The organism is Actinomadura sp. 7K534, assembly GCF_004348575.1.
Lineage (GTDB): Bacteria > Actinomycetota > Actinomycetes > Streptosporangiales > Streptosporangiaceae > Spirillospora > Spirillospora livida.
Map to the genome: position 1 here is coordinate 1 of NZ_SMKB01000058.1, position 22532 is coordinate 22532.

The 22532-nt window shown below is 73.9% G+C and carries 16 protein-coding genes; 8 read left to right on the forward strand and 8 right to left on the reverse strand.

Features of this window, described 5'->3' with window-relative positions; all coding sequences use genetic code 11:
• Positions 1–62 precede the first annotated feature (62 nt).
• The 3 genes from E1266_RS14395 to fdh all read left to right on the forward strand — a co-directional run bounded on the left by E1266_RS14395 (position 63) and on the right by fdh (position 6038).
• The gene (locus E1266_RS14395; protein ID WP_132047042.1) at positions 63–800 is read left to right on the forward strand and encodes an evbL; all 738 of its coding nucleotides are present in this window, start codon (positions 63–65) and stop codon (positions 798–800) included.
• Positions 801–953: 153 nt separating this feature from the next.
• Positions 954–2681: a hypothetical protein gene (locus E1266_RS14400; protein WP_243718411.1), complete on the forward strand. Its 1728-nt coding sequence runs from the start codon at positions 954–956 to the stop codon at positions 2679–2681.
• Between the two features lie 102 nt (positions 2682–2783).
• Positions 2784–6038 (forward strand): formate dehydrogenase, encoded by a 3255-nt coding sequence (gene fdh, locus E1266_RS14410; RefSeq protein ID WP_207945642.1) that lies wholly within the window; start codon positions 2784–2786, stop codon positions 6036–6038.
• Here fdh and selD read toward each other — a convergent pair.
• Genes selD through selA form a run of 3 tightly spaced genes read right to left on the reverse strand, consistent with a single transcriptional unit; the run spans position 6035 to position 10169 of the window.
• On the reverse strand, positions 6035–7060 hold the full coding sequence (gene selD, locus E1266_RS14415; protein ID WP_132047048.1) for a selenide, water dikinase SelD: 1026 nt from the start codon (positions 7058–7060) through the stop codon (positions 6035–6037). The genes fdh and selD overlap by 4 nt on opposite strands.
• Positions 7057–8829 (reverse strand): selenocysteine-specific translation elongation factor, encoded by a 1773-nt coding sequence (locus tag E1266_RS14420; protein ID WP_243718412.1) that lies wholly within the window; start codon positions 8827–8829, stop codon positions 7057–7059. Before E1266_RS14420 ends, selD begins: the two co-directional genes overlap by 4 nt.
• 26 nt (positions 8830–8855) lie before the next feature.
• Positions 8856–10169 (reverse strand): L-seryl-tRNA(Sec) selenium transferase, encoded by a 1314-nt coding sequence (gene selA, locus E1266_RS14425; RefSeq protein WP_132047050.1) that lies wholly within the window; start codon positions 10167–10169, stop codon positions 8856–8858.
• 189 nt (positions 10170–10358) lie between these two features.
• On the opposite strand from selA, the gene E1266_RS14430 reads away from it, so the two are divergent.
• Positions 10359–11618 carry a helix-turn-helix domain-containing protein gene (locus E1266_RS14430; protein ID WP_243718413.1) on the forward strand — a complete coding sequence of 420 codons (1260 nt, stop codon included), beginning with the start codon at positions 10359–10361 and terminating at the stop codon, positions 11616–11618.
• A 19-nt stretch (positions 11619–11637) separates the two neighbouring features.
• Here the strand turns inward: E1266_RS14430 and E1266_RS14435 are convergent, their stop codons facing one another.
• Genes E1266_RS14435 through E1266_RS14445 form a run of 3 tightly spaced genes read right to left on the reverse strand, consistent with a single transcriptional unit; the run spans position 11638 to position 15696 of the window.
• The gene (locus E1266_RS14435) at positions 11638–13407 is read right to left on the reverse strand and encodes a fatty acyl-AMP ligase (RefSeq protein ID WP_132047054.1); all 1770 of its coding nucleotides are present in this window, start codon (positions 13405–13407) and stop codon (positions 11638–11640) included.
• Positions 13404–14369, reverse strand: a complete 966-nt coding sequence (locus E1266_RS14440) for an acyl-CoA desaturase (protein ID WP_132047056.1) — start codon at positions 14367–14369, stop codon at positions 13404–13406. The genes E1266_RS14435 and E1266_RS14440 overlap by 4 nt, the downstream gene beginning before the upstream one ends.
• Positions 14370–14412: 43 nt before the next feature.
• Positions 14413–15696 (reverse strand): lipase family protein, encoded by a 1284-nt coding sequence (locus E1266_RS14445; protein ID WP_132047058.1) that lies wholly within the window; start codon positions 15694–15696, stop codon positions 14413–14415.
• Between the two features lie 152 nt (positions 15697–15848).
• On the opposite strand from E1266_RS14445, the gene E1266_RS14450 reads away from it, so the two are divergent.
• A complete protein-coding gene (locus tag E1266_RS14450; protein ID WP_132047060.1) occupies positions 15849–17036 on the forward strand; it encodes an MFS transporter in 1188 nt (395 codons plus the stop codon).
• Here the strand turns inward: E1266_RS14450 and E1266_RS14455 are convergent.
• Positions 17033–17758, reverse strand: coding sequence for a MarR family winged helix-turn-helix transcriptional regulator (locus tag E1266_RS14455; RefSeq protein WP_132047062.1), 726 nt, complete (start codon positions 17756–17758; stop codon positions 17033–17035). The genes E1266_RS14450 and E1266_RS14455 overlap by 4 nt on opposite strands.
• A gap of 182 nt (positions 17759–17940) precedes the next feature.
• On the opposite strand from E1266_RS14455, the gene E1266_RS14460 reads away from it, so the two are divergent.
• Positions 17941–19398 (forward strand): hypothetical protein, encoded by a 1458-nt coding sequence (locus E1266_RS14460; RefSeq protein WP_165966084.1) that lies wholly within the window; start codon positions 17941–17943, stop codon positions 19396–19398.
• Between the two features lie 6 nt (positions 19399–19404).
• On the opposite strand, the gene E1266_RS14465 is transcribed toward E1266_RS14460, so the two are convergent.
• On the reverse strand, positions 19405–20199 hold the full coding sequence (locus tag E1266_RS14465; protein ID WP_132047066.1) for an IPT/TIG domain-containing protein: 795 nt from the start codon (positions 20197–20199) through the stop codon (positions 19405–19407).
• A gap of 180 nt (positions 20200–20379) precedes the next feature.
• Between E1266_RS14465 and E1266_RS14470 the strand changes: the two genes are divergently transcribed.
• Complete coding sequence (locus tag E1266_RS14470) at positions 20380–22068, forward strand: ExeM/NucH family extracellular endonuclease (protein ID WP_132047068.1); 1689 nt, start codon at positions 20380–20382, stop codon at positions 22066–22068.
• A 103-nt stretch (positions 22069–22171) separates the two neighbouring features.
• Positions 22172–22495 carry a hypothetical protein gene (locus E1266_RS14475; protein ID WP_132047070.1) on the forward strand — a complete coding sequence of 108 codons (324 nt, stop codon included), beginning with the start codon at positions 22172–22174 and terminating at the stop codon, positions 22493–22495.
• Positions 22496–22532 lie beyond the last annotated feature (37 nt).

The window sequence follows — 22532 nt, forward strand, 5'->3', positions numbered from 1 at the left end:
GGCCGCCCCCGGCCGCCGACCGCAAGTAACGTACGGCTTACTTACGACGAGGAGGTCCCCCCATGGGCGAGCTGAGCGCGATGGACACCGTGCGCGCCGCGGACAAGATCATTCATGATGTCGGGGCTAAGTGGATGCTCGACAAGGCGACGTGGGCGCACGGGAAGGAGAACGGGTACGACAACCCGTTCGCGCACTACTTCGCCGGGCGGTGCGGCGTCCTGGGCGACGTCGACGCCGACGTCGTGTACGCGGCGCTGGGCTGGTTCGCGCCGGGCCTCGTCCGCCCCATGTGGGAGGAGGGCGTCGCGGTCGCCGGCGCGCGGGAGGCCGCCCGGCGGTACGCGCTCGCGTGCGCGGACTGGGGCCGGGACAACGTCCCCGAGGACCCGCGCCTGTGCGAGCTGGGCGAGCGGGTCGTGGCGGCGGCCGAGGCGTCCGGGCTGCCGCTGTTCGCCGGGTGGCGGGCCGAACCGCTCCCCGAGGACGGGCCCGCGCGCCTGACGCACGTGCTCCACCTCCTCCGGGAGCTGCGGGGCGGGCTGCACCTGGTCGCGACGACCGCGGCGGGGCTCTCGCCGCTGGAGGCCGTCCTCGCCGCGAACCCGCCGGAGCGGGCGCAGTTCCTCGGCTGGCAGGGCGACTTCCCCGACTGCGGCCACCTCAAGCCGCAGCGCGATGAGGCCGAGGGGATGACCGACAGGCTCTCCGCCGCCGTGTACGAGCGGGCCCTGTCGCCCGCCGAGCGCGCCGAGTTCGCGGACCTGGTCGGCAAGACGGGGACGGCCGTCCTCGGCTGAGGTGTCTCCGCAGGCGGGAGGGGGCCCGGGTCGAGGGCCTTGTCAGCCGGGGACAAGGGCCGCGGGGAAATTGTGCAAATAACCGACTGTCGCCAGGAATCCGACAGGTTCATTGTTGCCCCGTAACCGATCCCCCTCCGGAAGGAGCAGCCGATGGGGCGACCAGCCCTCCCCATGCTCACGGTCTCGGTGCTGGCCGCGTCCGCGCTGGCCGCGGGCGCGGCGGCGGCCGTGCCGGTGAGCGCGCGCGAAGCCGGCCGGACCGAGGTGCCCGTGCCGTCCGGCTCGCCCGTCACCGAGGTCAACGAGTCGGTGGTGCGGGTCAAGGTGCCGCTGCCCGCGTCGGCCGGGCCGCGGCCGGAAGCGTGCGACTGGCTGTCCTACCTGCGCTTCCGGCACGAGGACGGCCCGGCCGAGTCGGCGGACGCGGACCGGATCCTCGTCGCGCAGCCCGGCATCCTGGAGGGCGCGGGCGCGTTCGACAGCGTCGCGCGCAACACGGTGGCGGCCGCGGCCCGCAGCGGGCGGCACATCGAGTTCTGGGCCCTCGACCGGCGGTCGAACTGCTTGGAGGACCGCACCGGCGTCCAGGCGGGGCTGGCGGCGCGGGACGTCCACCTCGCGGTCGACTACTACTACCGGCAGAAGGAGGTCGACGGGCGGAAGTTCGCCGGGTATCAGACGAACGACCAGGTCAAGTGGCTGCAGCACGTCGGGCTCGAGCAGACCGTCCGCGACCAGTACGACCTGATGGCCAGGGAGCTTCCGGACCAGCGGGCGCGCAAGGAGAAGATGCTCTGCGGCGGGCACTCGCTCGGCGGCGTCCTGACGGCCTACTTCGCCGAGTGGGACTTCGACGGGGACCACGCCACCACCGCCGACGCGGGCCACAACCAGTGCTCCGGCTACTTCGCGCTCGACACCCGGATCGCGAAGGGGCTGCCGGGCATGGGCGGGCAGGTCCCGGCCGAGTGGGTCCCGCTCGTGGAGTTCGGCGCGGGCGCCGTGAAGGCCGGGCTGGAGGCGGGGGTCGTCCCGCGTGCCCTTTCGGCCCCGGCAGTGGTGAACACCGAGACGATGAACCTGCTGGCGATCGCGGGCCTCGCCGCCAACCTCGACCCGGGCGGCGAGTCCGACCTGTCGACGTACATCCCGTCCGGGTTCAACCAGGACATGACGTACCGGCTGCTGTTCTCCAAGGACTACCCGACGTTCATCACGGGATCGCCGACGGTCAAGGACTTCCGGTTCAGCAACGCGGCGGCGCTCGGCGGGCTCCTGGACGACCACTCCCAGCCGCTGGCCTTCATGCAGGCCAGCGTCGGCTTCTGGGACGGCGGCACGATCGCCGACAAGGAGTTCCCGGCGCCGAACAACCTGGAGGAGATCGGCCTCGGCGGCCTCTCCCGGCTCCTCGGCACGGAGAAGAAGGCCATTCCGGACGAGCCCGGCGGCCCGCTCTACACGTGGCGGAACTTCGACCGCGTCGGCGCCCCGGACGACCCGGTCCACAAGTCCAAGGACGGCACACCGTTCACGGCCGCGGGCAAGGAGGTCACCGACATCGCCGAGCTGGCGCGCAGCCTGTCGGAGCATCCGCTCGACTTCACCGAGCACTACTTCCCCACGAAGCTGATCACCGACATCGCGCTGGCGAGTTCACCCGGCATCGCGGACGACGCCGTCCACGAGGGCGGCATCACCGCCAACCCGGTCCTCAACCTTCAGGCGGGTGACGGCCTCGGGTTCGGCGACCCGCAGCCCGGCGACGTCGTCGCGGCCGGCTACCAGCACATCGACGTCCTCACCGCCTCGGCCGTGCAGAACGACGGGCGGCCCGAGCCGATCTCGACGAACCTGGCGGCCTTCGCTACCAGGTGACGGGGCCAGCCGCCTCCGATCGACCGACCCGCGCCCGGCCCGTGTTTTGCGGGCCGGGCGCCGGGTAGGTGGACGCCGCACCGAGGTGACGAGGGGGTGGACATGGGCGTTCGCAGGTGGATCGAGTCGTGGCCCGTCTACCGCCAGTTCACCGACGGCGACCCGCTCGGCCGCGGCGCGGCCGCGAAGAGCGCGGGCAGCGAGCGGCTGCGGGCGAGGGTGAGCACGGCCGACAAGGTCGTGAAGTCGATCTGCCCGTACTGCGCGGTCGGCTGCGGGCAGGACGTGTTCGTCAAGGACGGCAAGGTCACCCACATCGAGGGCGACCCCGACTCGCCGGTCAGCCGGGGCCGGCTGTGCCCGAAGGGCTCGGCCAGCCTGCAGCTCACCACGGGGTCCGCCCGCGAGTACCAGGTCCTCTACCGCCGCCCGCACGGCACCGACTGGGAGGCGCTCGACCTCGACACGGCGATGGACATGATCGCCGACCGGGTGATCGAGGCGCGCCGGCGCGGCTGGCAGTGGGAGACCGAGGACGGGCTGCGGGTGCGGCGCACGATGGGCTTCGCGAGCCTCGGCGGCGCCACGCTCGACAACGAGGAGAACTACCTGATCAAGAAGCTGTTCACCGCGCTCGGCGCGGTGCAGATCGAGAATCAGGCCCGTATTTGACACTCCTCCACCGTTCCCAGTCTGGGAACCTCGTTCGGACGCGGCGGCGCGACCACCTTCCAGCAGGATCTGCAGAACGCGGACTGCATCGTCATCCAGGGCTCGAACATGGCCGAGTGCCATCCGGTCGGGTTCCAGTGGGTGATGGAGGCGAAGGCGCGCGGGGCGAAGCTGATCCACGTGGACCCGCGGTACACGCGGACGAGCGCGGTCTCCGACGCCCACGTGCCGCTGCGCGCGGGCACCGACATCGCGTTCCTGGGCGGGATCATCAACTACGTCCTGGAGAACGACAAGTACTTCCGCGACTACGTCGTGGACTACACCAACGCGCCGGTGATCCTCAGCGAGGACTTCCGCGGCCCCGAGGACCTGGACGGCGTGTTCTCCGGCCTCGACCCGGAGCAGCGCAGCTACGACCACCGGACGTGGCGGTACGAGGGCATGACGGTCCAGGCCGCGTCCGGGCTGCGCGACATGGCGTACGACGACGTCGTCGGGGAGGCCGACGAGTCGGGGCACGGCGAGGCCGCCGGGTCCGGCGGCCCGCCGATCGGCGTCGGCCACCCGGACCGCGACCCGACGCTGCAGCACCCGAGGTGCGTGTTCCAGGTGCTCAAGCGGCACTTCTCGCGCTACACGCCGGAGATGGTGGAGCGGATCTGCGGCGTCCCGCGCGAGCTGTTCCTGCGGATCTGCGAGACGATCGCGCAGAACTCGGGCCGCGACCGGACGACCGCGTTCGCGTACGCGGTGGGCTGGACGCAGCACACGGTCGGCGTCCAGTACATCCGGACGGCGTCGATCCTGCAGAGCCTGCTCGGCAACATCGGGCGTCCGGGCGGCGGCATCCTGGCGCTGCGCGGGCACGCGTCCATCCAGGGCTCGACGGACATCCCGACCCTGTACAACCTGCTGCCGGGCTACATCCCGATGCCGCACGCGCACCCCGAGCAGGACCTGGAGTCCTTCGTGCGCGGCGAATCCGCGCGCAAGGGCTTCTGGGGCAACATGAGCGCCTACATGGTGAGCCTGATGAAGTCGTACTGGGGCGACGCTGCGACGGCCGACAACGACTACTGCTTCGACTACCTGCCGCGCCTGACCGGCACGCACAACACCTACGACACGGCGATGGCGCAGATCAACGGGGAGTGCAAGGGCTACTTCCTGATGGGCGAGAACCCGGCCGTGGGGTCGGCCAACGCGAAGATCCAGCGGCTCGGGATGGCGAACCTGGACTGGCTGGTCGTCCGCGACTTCTCGCAGATCGAGTCCGCGACCTGGTGGAAGGACGGCCCGGAGATCGAGTCGGGCGAGATGCGGACCGAGGACATCGGCACCGAGGTGTTCTTCCTGCCCGCCGCGACGCACACCGAGAAGGACGGCAGCTTCACCAACACCCAGCGGATGCTGCAGTGGCACTACCAGGCCGTGGAGCCCGCCGGGGACGCGCGCAGCGACCTGTGGTTCATCTACCACCTGGGCCGCATCATCCGGGAGAAGCTCGCCGGGTCGGCCGACGAGATGGACCGACCCGTCCTGGACCTCACCTGGGACTACCCGACGTCGGGCGGCACGCGGGAGCCGGACGCGGAGGCCGTCCTCGCGGAGATCAACGGCTTCGACGCCGACGGGAACCCGCTGTCGTCCTACACGCAGCTCAAGGACGACGGGTCCACCTCGTGCGGCTGCTGGATCTACTGCGGCTGCTACGCGGACGGCGTCAACCAGACCGCGCGCCGCAAGCCGGGCAAGGACCAGAACTGGGTCGCGCCCGAGTGGGGGTGGGCGTGGCCGCTGAACCGCCGCGTCCTCTACAACCGGGCGTCCGCCGACAAGGACGGCAAACCCTGGAGCGACCGCAAGGCGCTCGTCTGGTGGGACGCCGAGCAGGGCGTCTGGACCGGCCACGACGTCCCGGACTTCATCGCCGACCGCCCGCCGGACCACAGGCCCCCGCGCGACGCGACCGGCCCGGACGCGATCGCCGGCGACGACCCGTTCATCATGCAGGCGGACGGCAAGGCGTGGCTGTTCGTCCCGTCGGGGCTGACCGACGGCCCGCTGCCGGCGCACTACGAGTCGCAGGAGTCGCCGTTCCCGAACCCGCTGTACCGGCAGCAGCGCAACCCCGTCCGGTACCTGCTGCCGCCGCATCCCGACAACCGGTACGCGCCGAGCGGCGAGGCGCCCGGCGCGGACGTTTACCCGTACGTCGCGACGACCTACCGGCTCACCGAGCACCACACGGCGGGCGGGATGTCGCGCTGGCAGCCCTACCTCGCCGAGCTGCAGCCGGAGTTCTTCTGCGAGGTCTCGCCCGAGCTGGCGGCGGAGCGCGGCCTGGAGCACGGCGGCTGGGCGACGATCATCAGCGCGCGCAACGCCGTCGAGGCGCGGGTGCTGGTGACCGAGCGGATGCCGTCCCTCAACGCGGACGGCCGGGTCGTGCACCAGATCGGCCTGCCCTACCACTGGGGCCCGAACGGCTACAGCACGGGCGACGCCGCGAACGAGCTGCTCCACCTCGCGCTGGACCCGAACTCCCACATCCAGGAGACCAAGGTGTGGTCGGTCGACATCCGGCCGGGGCAGCGCCCGCGCGGACGGGCGACGCTGGCGCTGGTGCAGGAGTACCGCAGGCGCGCCGGCATCACCGACGGGACGGGCACCGAGATCTAGCGGACGACCAGCGGGTGGGCGCCGGCGGGGACCAGCTCGCCGATGACGGGCGCGCCGGGGATCTCGCCGGCGATCAGGAGGCCGCCGGACGTCTGGGCGTCGGCGAGGAGCAGGCGCTCCTCCTCGCCCGCCCCGCCGAAGTCGGTGTGGGGGGCGACCCAGTCGAGGTTGCGGCGGGTGCCGCCGCTGACGTACCCGGCGCGGAGCGACTCGCGGGCTCCGTCCAGGTAGGGGACGGCCGCGGCGTCGACCACGGCGGTGACGCCGGACGCGCGGGCCATCTTGTAGAGGTGGCCGAGGAGCCCGAAGCCGGTCACGTCGGTGGCGCAGCCGGCGCCCGCGGCGAGGGCGGCGGCGGACGCGTCCGCGTTCAGCTCGGTCATGGTCGCGACGGCGTGCTCGAAGACCTCGCCGGTCGCCTTGTGCCGGTTGTTGAGGACGCCGATGCCGAGCGGCTTGGTGAGCGTGAGCGGCACGCCGGGCCGGCCGGTGTCGTTGCGGAGGAGGCGGGCGGGGTCGGCGACCCCGGTGACGGCCATCCCGTACTTGGGTTCGGGGTCGTCCACGCTGTGCCCGCCGCCGACATGGCAGCCCGCGAGGGCGGCGACGTCCAGGCCGCCGCGCAGGACCTCCCGCGCCAGGTCGAACGGCAGGACGTCGCGGGGCCAGGCGAGCAGGTTAACCGCGACGAGGGGGCGGCCACCGACCGCGTAGACGTCCGACAGCGCGTTCGCGGCGGCGATGCGGCCCCAGTCGTAAGGGTCGTCGACGACGGGGGTGAAGAAGTCGGCGGTGGCGACCGCGGCGAGGCCGTCCGGGGAGCCGGGGAGCCGGACGACCGCGGCGTCGTCGCCGGTGTCGAGGCCGACGACCAGCTCGCCGTTCGGGGACCCGGGGACCGCGTTCAGGCCGGAGACGACCTCCTCCAGCTCGCCGGGCGGGATCTTGCAGGCGCAGCCGCCGCCGTGCGCGTACCCGGTCAGCCGCCTGCCGGTTCCGGAGTCCGTCGTGGCCTGGGTCATGTCGTCCTTTCGGTGCGGCGCCGCCGGAGGTCGTCCACCCTGGCCGTGTAGCCCGCCTCGTCCAGGTGCTCCAGCAGCGGGACGGCGACGCGGCGGGTGGTGCCGAGCGCGCGGCGCGCCTCGCTCAGCGTGAACGTGTCGCCGAGCCCGGCGAGGATCTCGGCGGCGCGGACGTCGTCGCCGGGCAGCAGGACGATCCCCTCGCCGAGCCGGAGGAGCACGCCGGCCCTGGCGGCCGCGGCGATCATCTTCGGGGTGAGGCCGAGTTCGGCGAGCCGGTTCGCGTCGGGTGCGAGGAACGGGTGCTCGGCCAGCTCGCGGCGGACGGCGTCGACCGCCTTCCGCACGTCCGGCGGCAGTTCGGGCGCGATGGCCCGGCCGTAGATGCGGCCGTCGCGCCACAGCAGCCCCTCGGCCTCGGCGAGCGCCTCCACGAGCGCGCGGTCGGGCAGGCCGAGGGCACGGCGCGCCGCTTCCGCGGGGAGCCCGGGGTCGGCGGGATCGGCGGCGGCGTGCGCGTCGACGGCCGTGCCGAGCCGTTCGCGGAGCCCCGCCCAGTGGCCGGGGTCGGCGAGCCAGTCCCCGGCGACGGGTTCGCACGGGACGGGGAACCCCATCGCGACCAGGTCCGCCCGCCTGATCAGGCGCCGGCGGCGGAGTTCGGCGGCGCCGTCGGGCCGCCCGGTCAGCGCGGCCAGCTCCGTCGCGCGGGCGGCGGCGGCACCCCGCCTGGTGAACGGCTCGGGCCGCACGTCGAGCACCGTGACCCCGGCGGGGACCCGATGCCGCCCCGGGTCGCGCAGCAGCGCGATGTCGCCGACCCGCAGCGGCAGCGGCCGCCGCAGCGAGAGCCGGGCGGTGTCGTCGCCGAGCGGGCGGACGTGCGCCGGGACCGCCGCCGAGCCGACGTGCAGGACCAGCTCGCGCGGCAGGTCCGAGGCGGGGTCGCCGCGCAGCCGCACGTCGACGACGTCGGCGGTGAGCCAGCGGTCCGGCGTCAGCAGGGCCTCGCCGCGGCCGATCTCGGCGGGTCCGCCGTGCAGGTTGACGGCGATGCGGGCGACACCCGTGACCTCCCTCCGGTCCTCCTTGAGGCTCTGCAGGCCGCGGACGCGGGCGAGGCCGCCGCCGACGGCGAGCCGGTCGCCGACGCGGATCGTCCCGGCGCCGAGGGTCCCGGTCACGACCGTGCCCCTCCCCCGGACGGTGAACACGCGGTCGACCCACAGCCGGACGTCCGCGTCCTCGTCGGGGCGGGGCAGCGACCCGGCGAGCCGCTCCAGCCCGGCGCGCAGGTCGTCCATCCCCTCGCCGGTGGCGCCGCTGACCAGGAACGACTCGACCTTGCCGAGCGACGTGGCCGCGATGTGGGCGAGCGCCTCGTCCCGCACCCGGCTCGCCGCCGCCGCGCCGGCGAGGTCTTCGCGCGTCACGGCGAGCAGGCCGTGCCGGACGCCGAGCGCGTCCAGGACCGCCAGGTGCTCCTCCGACTGCCGCTGCCAGCCCTGGTCCGCCGCGACGACGAACATGACGGCCGGGACGGGCCCCACCCCGGCCAGCATCGTCGCGACCAGGCGTTCGTGCCCGGGGACGTCCACGAACGCGAGCCGCCCGCCTCCGGGCAGCGTCGTCCAGGCGAAGCCCAGCTCGATGGTCAGGCCGCGCCGCCGCTCCTCCTCCAGCCGGTCGGGCTCCATCCCGGTGAGGGCGCGGACGAGCGTCGACTTGCCGTGGTCCACGTGCCCCGCGGTCGCGACGACGTTCATCATCGCGCTATCCATCGTGTCCCTGTTCGTCATGACGCGGCCAGCCGGACCGCCTCGGCGATGTCGGCGTCCCGGTCCGGCGGCACCGCGCGCAGGTCGAGCAGGCACCGCCCGTCCTCGACCCGTCCCATCACCGCCGGGGTCCCCTGCCGCAGCCGCGCCGCGTAGACGTCCGGCACCGACACGGCCGCGCTCGGCAGCACGACGCCGGGCGCGCCGCCGCCGCCGACCGCCGCCTCGCTCGGGACGGCCGCCGCGTCCAGGCCGCCGTCCCGCAGCCGCGCGGCGAGCCGCTCGGCCCGCGCGAGCAGCGCCGCCGCGTCGGCGTGCAGGGCCTCCTCCGTCGGGGTGCGCGGGCCGCGGACGGTGGCCTCCAGCGCGGCGAGCGTCATCTTGTCGACCCGCAGCGCGCGGGCCAGCGGATGGCGGGCCAGGCGCCGCACGAGGTCGCCCTGCCCGAGGACGAGCCCGCACTGCGGCCCGCCGAGCAGCTTGTCGCCGCTGGCCGTGACCAGGTGCGCGCCCGCCTTGAGCATGGACGCCGCGTCGGGTTCGTCCGGCAGGAGCGGCTCGTGCGCGAGGAGGCCGGAGCCGATGTCGGCGACGACCGGGACCCCGAGCCCGGCCAGTTCGGCGACGTCGGCGCCGCGGGTGAAGCCGGTGATGCGGAAGTTCGAGGGATGCACCTTAAGGATGAACCCGGTGTCCTCGCCGACGGCCGCCGCGTAGTCGTCGGGCGTGGTGCGGTTGGTCGTCCCGACCTCCCGCAGCCGCGCGCCCGTCGCGGCCAGCAGCTCGGGGATGCGGAACCCGTCCCCGATCTCCACCATCTCGCCGCGGCCGATCACGATCTCGCGGTTCCCGGCGAGCGCGGCCGCGGCCAGCACGAGCGCCGCCGCCCCGTTGTTGACGACGTGCGCCGCCTCCGCCTGCGGCACCCGCTCCAGCAGCGCCGCGAGGACGGACCGCCCGCGCCGCGCCCGCCGGCCGGTCTCCAGGTCGAGTTCGACGTCGGTCGCCCCCGACGCCACGGCCACCGCGTCCCGCGCGGCGTCCGACAGCGGCGCCCGCCCGAGGTTGGTGTGCAGCAGGACGCCGGTCGCGTTGAGCACGGGACGCAGCCCGGAGGCGGTCGCCGGGAGCGCGGCCACCGCCGCGTCCGCCACCGCGTCCGGCGGGATCTCGCCCGCCCTGGCCCGCCGCTGCGCGGTGCCGACGGCCGTCTTCACCACCCCGCGCCCGAGCCGCGCCGCGGCCTCGGCGAGGCGGGGGTCGGCGAGCAGCACGTCCGTCCTGGCGATCCGCCGCCGCGCGTCCGCGGCGGCCGTCGCTTCATGATCCATCGGCGCCCTCCGCTGCGCCCGGTACCCGCGCGCGGCGGCGCCGAAACGATCCGCATCCGGCCTGCGGCCCTTGATAGGGGCGGGTGACGCGGGACGGGCGGGTTTGTCAGTCAAGTGAGTGTCATGAGGTACCTCCTGTGCCTAGCCTGTCGGCTAGGTGTCCGCTCGGGAGGTGCCGGTTTGACCGAGGTGCATGCGAGACCCTCCGGGGACGAGCTGTCCGCGCAGCCGTGGCGGGACGTCCCCCGGGAGGAGGCGCGGTGGATGCGGCCGCACCTGCCGGCGCTGGTCGACTCCATGGTGGAAGGGGTGCTCCGGCACGTGCCCGAGTACGGCCGGCCGGACGATCCCGTCTACCTCGACGTGATGCGGGTCGCGGCGGAGCAGGGCATGGGGCACTTCGTCCAGATGATCGCCGATCCGGACGCCTCCTGGCAGGAGGTGCACCAGGTGTTCTTCGACATCGGGTACGGGGAGGCGGTCGAGGGCCGCTCGCTCGAACACCTGCAGAACGCGCTGCGGATCGCGTCCCGGACGGCCTGGCGGTACCTGTCGCGGGAGGCCGACCGGCTGCAGAAGCCGCGGGAGCTGGCGATCTCGCTGGCCGAGGTGAACTTCGCGTACCTGGACCTGCTGGCCTCCGCCGCCGCGCAGGGCTACGCGCGGGCGCGGGAGAAGGCGGCGGGCGAGCGGGAGCAGCGGCGCGGCAGGCTGCTGAGCCTGCTGCTGTCCCAGCCGCCCGCGCCGCGGGACATCGTCGCCGAGCAGGCGACGCTGGCGGGGTGGCCGCTGCCCGAGCGGCTGGCGGTGATCGTGCTGAGCCCGCGTCCCGGCAGCGGCGGCGAGGGGCCCGCGGGACTGCCGCCGACCCTGCTGAGCGGGCTGGACCGGGGCCGGCCGTGCCTGGTGGTGCCCGACCCCGACCGCCCCGGCGGCACCGACCGGCTCACCGCCACGCTCGCCGGCTGGACGGGCGCGGTCGGCCCCGCGGTGCCGGTGGACCAGGCGGGCGTGTCGCTGCACTGGGCGCACCGGGCGCTCGACCTGATGGCCGCCGGGCGGCTCGGCCACGCCCCGGGGAGGAAGGCGGCGAAGGGCAGGCCGCGGCCCGGCGTCCTCGTCCACGCGGACCGGCACCTGCCCGACCTGCTGCTCCAGGAGGGCTGGACGCTCGCCGAGGCCGCGGCGCGGCGCCGGCTCGCGCCGCTCACCGCGCTCGGCCCGCACCGCGGCGGCCGGCTGGCGCTCACCCTGCTGGAGCTGCTCCGGCACGGCTTCAACGCGACCGACGCCGCGGAGGCGCTGTGCGTGCACCCGCAGACGGTGCGGTACCGGCTCGCGCAGCTCCACGAGGTCTTCGACTACGACATCGAGGACCCCGCGGTCCGGCTGGAGCTGATGCTGCTCCTGCCCGTCTGGCTCCGGGACGCCGGGCAGGAGCCGGCGTGACCCGGGCGGGCCGTGTGATTCACCCGTCCTTCGCGGGGACCTCCGTGACCGGGAGGGTCCCGCCGAGGTAGGCGAGGCGGCACGCGGAACGGGCGATCTTGCCGCTGCTGGTGCGCAGCAGGCCGCCGGGCTCGATCAGCACGAAGTCGTGGACGCGCAGGTCGTGCTGCTGCTTGACGGCCGTCCGCACCGCCCGCGCCACCTCCTCCGGGTCGAGCAGCGCGATCGGCACCCGCCGGTTCCGCTCGGCGATCACGACGAGGCCCTCCGTCTCGCCCGTGTCGGTGGACGCGTCGACGGACACGGCGCAGGTGTACTCGCGGCGGATCGCCTCGTGCGCGCCCGAGACGGTGAACTCGATGTCCTGCGGGTAGTGGTTGCGGCCGTCGACGATGACCAGGTCCTTGATCCGGCCGGTGACGAACAGCTCGCCCCCGTGCAGGACGCCGAGGTCGCCGGTGCGCAGCCACGGTCCCTCCGGCAGTTCACCCGGATCGGTGAGCGTCCCCTGGAAGGTCTCCTTGGTCGCCTCGGGACGTCCCCAGTAGCCCGCGGCGACGTTCGGGCCGTGCACCCAGATCTCGCCGACCCCGCCCTCCGCGAGCCTGCTCCCGGTCTCGGGGTCGACGACGGCGACGTGCTGGCCGAACGACGTCCCGCAGGCGATCAGCTGCACGGCGCCCGGCGCGTCGGCCGCGCACGGCTCGGCTGCGCCGCGGCGCAGCCGCTCGTGGTCGAACGCGCGGCGCGTCGGCTCCCGGAACCGCGACGACGCCGACACGTAGACGGTCGCCTCGGCCAGGCCGTACGCGCACACCTGCGCCTCGGGCCGCAGCCCGCAGTCCTTGAACGCCTCGAAGAACCCGCTGAGCGTGCTCTCCCTGATGGGTTCGGCGCCGTTCATGAAGACCTGCACGCCGCTGAGGTCGAGGTCCTTCTTCTCCTCCTCGGTGACCTGCGCGGTGAGGTACTCGTAGGCGAAGTTCGGGCCGCCGGTGAACGCGTGGCGCTGCCCGCTGAGCAGTTCCAGCCAGCGGACGGGGCGCATGATGAACGCGACCGGGTCCATGATCACGCCCGGGTTCCCGTAGACGAGCGGCAGCGCGACCGTCGTGACCAGCCCCATGTCGTGGAACACCGGGAGCCAGTTCACGCCGGTCGACTCGCGCGGGATGCCCTCGAACGCGCGCCACAGCTGCTCGGCGTTCGCCGCGAAGTTGCCGTGCGTGATGATCACACCGGCGGGGGTCCGGGTCGAGCCGGACGTGTACTGCAGGTAGGCGACGTCGTCCGGGTCGATCGGCTCGGGCGTCCAGTCGAGCGCGCCGTCCACCCGGTCCGCGACGATGACCTCGGCGGGGGCGCGGACGCCGTCGCCGGCCAGGAACGCCTCGACCGCCGGCAGCGCCGCGCTCGTGGTGATCACGACGTCGGGTTCGGCGTCCTGGTAGACGGCCAGGAGCCGGTCGCCGTGGCCGGGCAGGTCCGGGGAGAACAGCGGGACGCCGATGACGCGGGCGTACATCGCGCCGAGGAACCCGGTCACGTAGTGCAGGTCCTGCGGGGCGAGCAGCGCCGCGCGCCGCCCCGGCTCGGTCGCGCGGCGGATCGCGGCGGCGATCGAGCGGGCGCGCCGGTCCAGCTCGCCCCAGGTGACGTCGAGGGCGATGCCGTCCGGGTCGGTCAGGTAGTCCATGAACGTGTAGGCCCGGTCGTCGGGGAAGTCCTTGGCGAACCGGGAGAGCCGTTCGATCAGGGGCGTCCGGTCGAGGACGGGAAGGTCGGTCATGCTGCTTCTCCCTGGGACGTGACGCGGCGTGCGGCGAGGCGCTCGTGGTCGGGCCAGCGCACGTCCCAGACCCAGCCGAGCCTCTCGAAGATCCAGATGACCCGGGCGCTGATGTCGATCTGCCCCTTGAGGACGCCGTGCCTGGCGCACGTGGGGTCGGCGTGGTGGAGGTTGTGCCAGGACTCGCCGAACGACGGGATCGCCAGCCACCACACGTTGCGGGCCCGGTCGCGGGTCTTGAAGTCCTCCCTGCCGAACACGTGGCAGATCGAGTTGATGGAGAACGTGACGTGCTCGCCGACGAACACGCGCATCAGGCCGCCCCAGAACAGCGCGGTGAGGGCGCCGTGCCAGGACAGGGTGAGCAGCGCGCCGAGCCCCATCGGGACGAGGAACGTCGACAGCACGATCACCGCGTACACGGGGTCGAGCGACAGGAACCGGATGTCCTTGTCCCTGAGCAGGTCGGGCGCGTACTTGCTGCGGGACGTGCGGTCCTTGCTGAACAGCCATCCCATGTGCGCGTGGTAGAGGCCCTTGGTGAGGCCCCACACGCCCGGCCCGTACGCCCAGGGCGAGTGGGGGTCGCCCTCCTGGTCGGAGTACTTGTGGTGGCGGCGGTGGTCGGCGACCCACCGGACGACCGACCCCTGCATGGCCTGCCCGCCGAGGATGGCGAACGCGATCCGCAGCCACCGCTTGGCCTTGAAGCCGCCGTGGGTGAAGTGCCGGTGGTAGCCGACCGTGATCCCGATCGCGTTGAGCGGGTACAGGAAGGCGAATATGGCGATGTCCGTCCAGCCGATCCCCCAGCCCCACAGGAACGGGACGGCGCCCAGCACCCCGAGGATCGGCGCGGCGACGAACACCACGACCGCGATGCGCTCGGGCAGCGGGACGGTCCCGGAGATGTCGGGTCGCGGATCCCGGCCGCTGCCGATGTCGGCGACGCCCGCGGTCATGTTCGGCCCGCTGTCATGTTCGGCTCCTTAGGTTTCCGTGCGGTCAGCAGTCGCCCTCGGCGGGCTTGCCCGCGAACCGGTCGGTGAGGAAGTCCGTCACGTCCCGGGCCGCGGCCCAGTCGGTGGTCAGGTGCTCGGCCGGGTAGGTGTTCTTCCAGGTCGTGGTGATGCCGGCGGCGCAGTAGCGCTGCCGCGTGGCGTCCTCGGTCTCGTGCGGGATGATCTCCTCGAACCAGCCGCGGTACTGGAACACCGGGAAGCCGATCTCGTACCGGGCGCCGGACGAGGGGCCGCCGATGCCGACGCCGAGCCGCTGCCGGTCGACGAGCTCGCCCCAGGTGACGCCGCCGGGGCCGCGGAGCGCGTAGATCTGCTCCAGCGTCAGCCGGCCGGTGGAGAAGTCCTCGACCCGCGCGCCGAGGAACACCGCGAGGGTCCCGAACAGGCAGTGCGACCGGACGTCCTCGACCGCCCGCGCGCCCCGCTCGTTCATCAGCTCGGTGAACGGCATCTCGGGGTAGGCGGCGTGCAGCCCGACGAGCGCGTCGGCGAGGAAGCCCGCGAACAGGCTGCCGTTCAGCTGCTTCGCGGTCACCTTGAGGTCGCCGGGCACGCCGCCCGCGGCCGCGCCGACCAGGTTCAGCTCGGGCGCGTAGGAAGCGGCGAGCTGCGCGCCCCACAGCGCGGCGGCGCCGCCCTCGGAGTAGCCGGAGATGCCGACGTCGCCGTCCGCGGTGAGGGACCCGCCGGGAATCTGCCGGGACGCCCGGACGATGTCGAGCAGCGCGTGACCGGCGTTGGCGCCCACCATGTACGTGTGGACCTGCCCGCTGAGGTAACCGACACCGTCCGTGGCGGCGACCGCATGACCCGCGCGCAGGAACAGGTTCAGGTTCCCGCCCTCGTACATGTCGACGTACTCGCCTGCGAGCTGCTTGGAGAAGGCGCAGCGCTCGGCGGAGCCCAGCGTGCCGGGGTTGAACGCGACGGTCGGGCGGGAGCCGTCTCCCGTCCAGGGCGCGGTGGGGATCGCGACCGTCCCCGTCACCACGTTCCTGGCGCCCTTGGCGTCGGTGGAGACGTACCGGACCTTCCACGCCTGCATCGGGACGTCGCCGGGGATGTTCGTCAGCTTCGCCGGGCGGCAGGCGAGCAGGTCGCCGGGATCGCCGTGGACGGTGGCGGGGGGCGGCGCGTAGATGTCGGCGTCGGTGGCGTCGCAGCCCGCCGGCGCGGCGGCGGGCGCGGCGACCGCCTGGGGTGCGGCGGCGGGTACGGCGAGGGCCACGCCCAGCACCGCGGTCGTGAAGAGGCTCCGGACACGCATCGTCGCTCCAGTGGGGGCTGGAAACCGAACGGTGACGACTGTGTCCCAGGGGCGGCGATGGGCGGAATGAAGTCTTCTGACATGGTCGGGCCCCGCGCTTAGCAACCAACTCAATAACCGGACCGTCCGGACGATCTCCTACGGTCATCGGTATGAGCGAGTCATCTCGGCGCGGGGACGGGGTCCGCGAGGCCCGTCCGCGCCTGGTCGGACGGCGGCTGGCGCTGCTGTTCGCGGCGACCTTCCTGAGCCTGACGGGCGTGTTCCTGCTGCTGTCGGTCGTCCCGATGTACGCCGTGGACGGCGGGGCGGGCCAGGCCGGCGCGGGCCTGGCGACGGGCTCGCTGATGCTGACGACGGTGCTCACCGAACTCGCGCTCCCCCGCCTGCTGACGCGGTTCGGGTACGTGCCGGTGCTCGCGGCGGGGCTGCTGCTGCTCGGCCTGCCCGCGCTCGCGCTGACCGCCTCGTCCGGCATGCCGATGATCATCGCGGTGAGCCTGCTGCGCGGCGTCGGCTTCGGGATCGCGGTGGTGGTCCCGAACGCGCTGGTCGCCGCGCTCGCCCCGGCGGACCGGCGCGGCGAGGCGCTCGGCCTGTTCGGGCTCACCGCCGGGCTGCCGGCGGTGCTCGCGCTGCCGCTCGGGGTCTGGCTCGCCGGGAAGGTCGGCTACCCGCCGGTGTTCGTCGCGGCCTCGGTGACGTCGCTGGCGGCGCTGGCCGCGCTGCCCGGCCTGCCGCGCCGCCTGGCGTCCGGGGCCGCGCAGGGGTCCCTCGGCATGCTCGCGGCGCTGCGGTCGCCGGACCTGCTGCGTCCCGCGGCCGCGTTCGCCTCGACCGCGATGGCGGCGGGCATCCTCATCACGTTCCTGCCGGAGGCGGTCCCGGCCGCGGGGGTCGCGGCGGCGGCGCTGTTCGTGCAGCCGGCCGCCACCACGCTCGCCCGCTGGCAGGCCGGGCGCTTCGGGGACCGGCACGGCTCGGCCCGGCTGCTCGCGCCCGCCGTGGCCCTCTCGGCGGCGGGGATCGCGCTGCTGGCCCTCGTCCCGCACCCGGCCGCCGTGTTCGCCTCGATGGTCCTGTTCGGCGCGGGGTTCGGGGTCACGCAGAACGCGAGCCTGGCGCTGATGTACGAGCGGGCGCCCGTGTCCGGCTACGGGACGGTCAGCGCGCTGTGGAACATCGGCTACGACGGCGGCATGGGCGCCGGCGGCGTCGCGTTCGGCCTCGCCGTCGCGCACACCGGCTACCCGGCCGCCTTCGCCCTCACCGCCGCCGCGATCTTCCTGTCCGTCCCGCTGGCGCTCCGCCGCCGCGCCGCCGGCCCCGGGGCTCGCTAGCCCCGGGCCGAGCGCGGGGGTTCCTGGGGCCGGGACGGCCCGTTCGCGGGCGCGCGGCGCGGGACGCCGTCCGGGGAGCGGGTGACGGTCTCCGCCGGCCGGGCGGCTTCGGCGCGGCGGCCGGACCCGGCTTCGGCGACGGGCTCACCGACCGCGTCGGCGTCGGCGGGGAGCAGGCCGGAGGTCTCCAGGTACCGCCGGCCCCGCGGGGTGAGGTCCCACGCGTTGTGCCGCCACTCCTTGCGCCGCCACACGACGCCCGCGGACAGCAGCTTGCGCCCGGTCCGGCTGATCTCGGTCTCGTCGGTGCCGAGCTCGGCGGCGAGCTGCCGGTTGGACATGCCCGGCCGCCGGGCCACCGCGACCAGGAAGCGCGCCGCGTACCCCTCGGGCTGCAGCGCGAGCTGGAGCCCGGACGGGAGCCGCTTCAGCGCCCAGTGCACGACGTCGATCAGCCCGAGGATGCGGCCGCGCTGCTCGCGCTGCGGGGCGTCGAGGGCGCCGACGTCCAGGTAGTGGCGGTGCAGCCACTGGAGCCCGTCCTGGCATTCGACCAGTGCGGGCTCGTCCGCGCTCAGCGACGCGTCGGTGATGAGCATGCCGAGCGCGCTGAAGTGGCCGTCGCTGATGACCTTGGCGTGCTCCATCGCGTCGATGAGCCGCCGGACCTCGGTCCGGCGGTCGTGGGTCGGGCCGGGTGCGGAGTCGGTCGAGGCACTCATGGTCACACTCCCCTGGGGTTCGACGGCACCGCCGGACTCTCCCAGGGTGCGCGGATGCCAAGTGAATGTCAAGTGACAACGGTCGGGGGTTCTGTAGCGGACGACACGAAAACCGATGCGCGGGAGAGTTAGCATCGATCCACCACCCGTAACCGTGCCTGTCAACTCCCCCGGGGGCGCTTATGACGGATCAGTTGGCTGCAGCCGCCTATCCGGCCGAACCAGCTGATCTCTTCGTCCATCTCTACGACTCGCTCGCGGACGACGTCTTCCAGGGTTGGACGGCCACGCGCTGGTACGCCGAGGAGGGGGTGCGGCGCGCCGCGGACGAGATCGCCGGCACGGTGCTGGAGCACGGCGTCCTCGACCCCGCGGAGACGGCGCGGATCATCGCCGCCGACGGCGACCGCGGCGCGTTCACGATCCTGCTCGGGCTCGACGGCGCGCTCGCCCACGCGAGCCCGTACGCGCCGTACCACGACGCGCCCGCGCTCTCCGGGGTCCTCGTCAACTACCTGACCGAGGGCAGGATGAACGGGCCCGGGACGACGGGCGCGCTGCTCCCCCGCTGCGCGTTCCCCGGCCGGCCGCGCGGGGCGCGCTCCAAGGCGGAGTTCTTCGGCGTCCACCGCGTCCCCCAGGCGCAGTGGGAGCGCATCGACCACACCGTGCTGCCCGCGGTGAACGACCCGCACTTCAGCCGGGACGAGCCCGTCACGGTCGGCTGCGCGCCCGTGCTGGAGACGTTCGACGACGTGGACATCCGGTTCGAGGAGCGGGACGGGACGACCGTGTACCGGCTCCGCCCGATGGACTCCTCCGGCATCCGCAGCCGCATCAAGGCGATCGTCCGGCGGCTGGACGAGTCCGGCGCGCAGCTCGCGGTGATGCCGGAGGCGTCGCTGTCGGACGCGCTGCTGGAGCACTGGAAGGAGGTCGCGTTCGACACCGCCGGACGCGACCGGGACCGCCGCCCGCTGCGCTTCCTGCTGCTCGGCAGCGGCCCGCTCGGGCGGGACGACCCGCCGCCGAACCGCGCCGTCCTCCTCGACCGCTGGACGGGCCAGGAGCTCCTCGTCCAGGACAAGCTGTCCGGCTTCACGCTGGACGCCGGGCAGATGCGGCTGTGGCGGCTGCCGGACGCCCCGGCCGCCGGCACGGCCGTGGAGTACGCGCGGCGCGGCACGCGGATCGGCGTGCTCGACTCCTCGCTCGGCCGGCTCGCCGTGCTGATCTGCGAGGACCTCGGCCGGTCGACCGGCTGGGAGCGGGAGCTGGAGGCGTGCGGGGTGTCGCACCTGCTCGTCCCGATCTTCTCCAAGCCGATCCTGGAGCACCGCTGGGAGGACCAGGGCGCCGAACGGCAGGTGACGACGCTCGGGAGCTGGGTCACGGTGTCCAACAGCCTCGCGATCGGCGCCGCCATCCCCGACGAGGACCTCCCCGGCCCCCGCTACACCTGCCTGGTGTCGGGGCCGCAGCGGCTGGACCGCGACGCCTACGCGACCGAGCGGCAGTTCGGCGTCGCGCGCACGGGCGGCGAGCTCGGCCGCCTGCCCACGTCGGAGCTGCCCCGCATGTTCCCGGGCGCCGCCTACGACGTCTGGCACCCCCACTGGCGGGACCCGGCCGGGCGGTAGGCGCGGTCAGTCGACCGTGAAGACGGCCGGTGCGGTCACCGGGCCGGCCGGGGTGATCACCACCGGCGGTCCCGTGGTGGCGCCCGGCGGGACGGCGGTCCGGACGAGCGTGTCCGCCGCGTCGGTGATGCGCGACTGCGCGGCGCCGAACCGGACCGCGGTCGCGGAGCCGAGGCCGGTGCCGTGCAGGGCGACCACGGTGCCGACCGGGCCGCCCGCCGGTTCGACCGCGGTGATCCGGGGCGCGAGGACCTGGTCGCGGCCGGCCGGCGCCTGGGCGAGCAGCGTCCCGAAGACGCTGCGGAGCTTCTCGGACGTCTCGCGGGAGAACAGCCCGACGAGCGCGGCGATGGCGGCGATGCCGTACGGGTTGACGTCGGACGCTCCCCCGGTCGGCGAGGTCAGGCCGCCGCGCAGCACGAGGTAGACGATCAGCCCGAGCAGCGCCCCGACGAACGGGAGCAGCAGGTACATCATCAGCCAGCTGCGCCGCAGCGCCCGGTTGCCGACGTACCAGTAGAACGACCGCAGCACGTGCACGACCGCGCCCAGCGCGCCCGCGGTCATGACGACCACGAACAGGCTCGTCTCGCGGGACAGCGTGGGCGACCAGCCGAACAGCTCGACGGTCGTCGCGCGGGCGGGCGGCTCGGTGCCGCCGTCCGGCGCGACGCCCGGCGCGGGCGGCCACGCCTGCACGAGGACGATCACGAGCAGGGCGGTGAGGGCCAAGAGGAGCACCACCGTCACGATGATGTCGCGAGTGCGGGCGTACCCGGCTCCGACCGGCGACTCCGTCACGGCCCTCCCTCGGTCGCGTCTTCCGCGGGATTATCGCAGGGCCGGGAGCGCCGCGTTCCGGGAACACGGGACCGGGCCGCGGGCCGGGCGGCGCCGCGGATCCCGACAAGCCATTGCAAATTGGTGGAGTCTTCATTAACGGTTCGTGGACGGACGAAGACCCCGTTTTACGCTCCGGCCATGCGCCGAACAGCAGCAGCACTCGCGACCGTCCTCGCCGCCGGGCTCGCCGGCGGCGCCCAGTCGGCCGCCGCGGCGGAGCCGCCCACCTGCGGCACCCCCGCAGACCACCGGATCGCCGAGGTCCAGGGCGATGGCGACGCAAGCCCGGTGGCCGGGCAGACCGTCCGGGTCGAGGGCGTCGTCACCGCGGACTTCCAGCGGCCCGACCAGCTCGGCGGGTTCTTCATCCAGGACCCGGCCCCCGACCGCGACCCGCGGACCTCCGAAGGGATCTTCGTCTACTCGACGCAGGAGGTCGCGCAGGGCGACCGGGTGCTCGTTACCGGCCGGGCCGTCGAGTACAACGGGCTCACCGAGCTGTCGCCCGTCTCGGCCGTGGACGTGTGCGGGAAGGGCCGGGTGGCCCCGGCCCACGTCCGGCTCCCGCTGAAGGGCGGCGCCGACCTCGAACGGTACGAGGGCATGCTGCTGAGGTTCGGGCAGAAGCTAACCGCCACCGAGACCTACACCCTCGGCCGGTACGGCGAGGTCACCGTGTCGGCCGGGGGCCGCCTCTTCCAGCCCACCGACGGGCACGGCACCACGCAGGCTGGCAACGACGCGCGGAGCCTCCTCGTCGATGACGGGTCGAACGTCCAGAACCCGGACACGATCCCGTACACCGACCCGCGCGTGCTGCGGATCGGTGACTCCACGCACGGGCTGACCGGCGTCCTGAGCTACGGCTTCGGCGAGTACCGCCTGCAGCCGACCGAGCAGGCCCGCTTCGCCAACACGAACCGGCGTCCCGCGAAGCCCCGGCACGTCGGCGGCAACGTCCGCGTCGCGAGCTTCAACACCCTGAACTGGTTCACGACGCTCGGCGAGCGCGGTGCGGACACGGCCGCGGAGCAGGAGCGGCAGCTCACCAAGCTGGTCGCCGCGCTCCGGGGCCTGGACGCCGACGTCGTCGGGCTCATGGAGGTCGAGAACAACGGCGACACCGCCGTCGGGGCGCTGGTCGACCGGCTCAACCAGGCCGCCGGCGCCGGGACGTACGCGTGGGTGCGGCACCCGTACCCGGGGACGGACGCCATCCATGTCGCGCTCGTCTACAAGCCGGCGAAGGTCACGCCGGCCGGTGCAGCGCGGTCGTCGGAGGACCCCGTCTTCGACCGGCCGCCGCTGGTGCAGACGTTCCGGCCCGCGTCGGGCAGGACGCCGTTCACGGTCATCGTCAACCACTTCAAGTCGAAGGGCTGCGACGGCGCCACCGGTCCGGACGCCGACCAGGGCGACGGCCAGGGCTGCTACAACGCCCGCCGCGTCGCCCAGGCCGGGGCCATCGGCGCGATCGCCGCGGAGTCGGCGAACCCGCTCGTCATCGGCGACCTCAACGCCTACGCGGCCGAGGACCCGGTCGAGCTGCTGGCCAGCGCCGGGCTGGCCAGCCAGACCGAGCGGTTCGTCCGCCCGGCTGAGCGGTACAGCTACGTGTTCGACGGGCAGTCTGGCGAGCTGGACCACGCCCTGGCCGGCCGGTCGCTGGCACGGCAAGTGACCGGCGCGACGATCTGGCACGTCAACGCCGACGAGCCGCTGTTCCTCGACTACAACACCGAGTTCAACCCGCCGGAGTTCTACCGGCCGGACGCGTTCCGCTCGTCCGACCACGACCCCGTCCTGGTGGGGCTCCGGCTGCGCTGACACCTATTGGGCCGGTCGTCCAAGAAGCGGCGGCCGGCCCCTGGAACACGGCGGGGGCCGCGCGTATGATCCAGGTCACATTCCTAGTGATCGGTGCGCTCAGATGACCGAAGCCGTGCCCCCAGCCTCTGTGTCCGCCGCCTCCGTTCCCGCCGCCCCCCGTCTCGCGTTCGGCATCGGCCCGGACGGGACCTACACCACACTCGGGCAGGCCGCCGCGTTCGTCCTCGGCGTCCTCACGATGTTCGCGTTCCTGCCGCTCATGGTGGTCGCCGCCCTCCTGTACACCAAGGCCGAGACCGTGTTCCCGGAGGACGCCGAGCGGGCCCGCCGGCTGGTGAACTGGTCCTGGGTCAGCATCACCGCGCCCGTGGTGCTCGCCTCGCTGCTCGGTGCCGTCCTGGTCCTCGTGGCACTGGCGACCTGACCGGGAAGAGGACGGGCCCCCGACTGGTTGGGGCACG

What these genes read in the sequence shown, in the direction of transcription:
- E1266_RS14450 (WP_132047060.1), top strand. Translation starts at nt 15,849, where the DNA reads ATGAGCGAGTCATCTCGGCGCGGGGACGGGGTCCGCGAGGCCCGTCCG.
- E1266_RS14395 (WP_132047042.1), top strand. Translation starts at nt 63, where the DNA reads ATGGGCGAGCTGAGCGCGATGGACACCGTGCGCGCCGCGGACAAGATC.
- E1266_RS14455 (WP_132047062.1), bottom strand. Translation starts at nt 17,758, where the DNA reads ATGAGTGCCTCGACCGACTCCGCACCCGGCCCGACCCACGACCGCCGG.
- E1266_RS14435 (WP_132047054.1), bottom strand. Translation starts at nt 13,407, where the DNA reads ATGACCGACCTTCCCGTCCTCGACCGGACGCCCCTGATCGAACGGCTC.
- E1266_RS14445 (WP_132047058.1), bottom strand. Translation starts at nt 15,696, where the DNA reads ATGCGTGTCCGGAGCCTCTTCACGACCGCGGTGCTGGGCGTGGCCCTC.
- E1266_RS14475 (WP_132047070.1), top strand. Translation starts at nt 22,172, where the DNA reads ATGACCGAAGCCGTGCCCCCAGCCTCTGTGTCCGCCGCCTCCGTTCCC.
- E1266_RS14440 (WP_132047056.1), bottom strand. Translation starts at nt 14,369, where the DNA reads ATGACCGCGGGCGTCGCCGACATCGGCAGCGGCCGGGATCCGCGACCC.
- selA (WP_132047050.1), bottom strand. Translation starts at nt 10,169, where the DNA reads ATGGATCATGAAGCGACGGCCGCCGCGGACGCGCGGCGGCGGATCGCC.
- E1266_RS14460 (WP_165966084.1), top strand. Translation starts at nt 17,941, where the DNA reads ATGACGGATCAGTTGGCTGCAGCCGCCTATCCGGCCGAACCAGCTGAT.
- E1266_RS14400 (WP_243718411.1), top strand. Translation starts at nt 954, where the DNA reads ATGGGGCGACCAGCCCTCCCCATGCTCACGGTCTCGGTGCTGGCCGCG.
- E1266_RS14470 (WP_132047068.1), top strand. Translation starts at nt 20,380, where the DNA reads ATGCGCCGAACAGCAGCAGCACTCGCGACCGTCCTCGCCGCCGGGCTC.
- E1266_RS14420 (WP_243718412.1), bottom strand. Translation starts at nt 8,829, where the DNA reads ATGATGAACGTCGTCGCGACCGCGGGGCACGTGGACCACGGCAAGTCG.
- selD (WP_132047048.1), bottom strand. Translation starts at nt 7,060, where the DNA reads ATGACCCAGGCCACGACGGACTCCGGAACCGGCAGGCGGCTGACCGGG.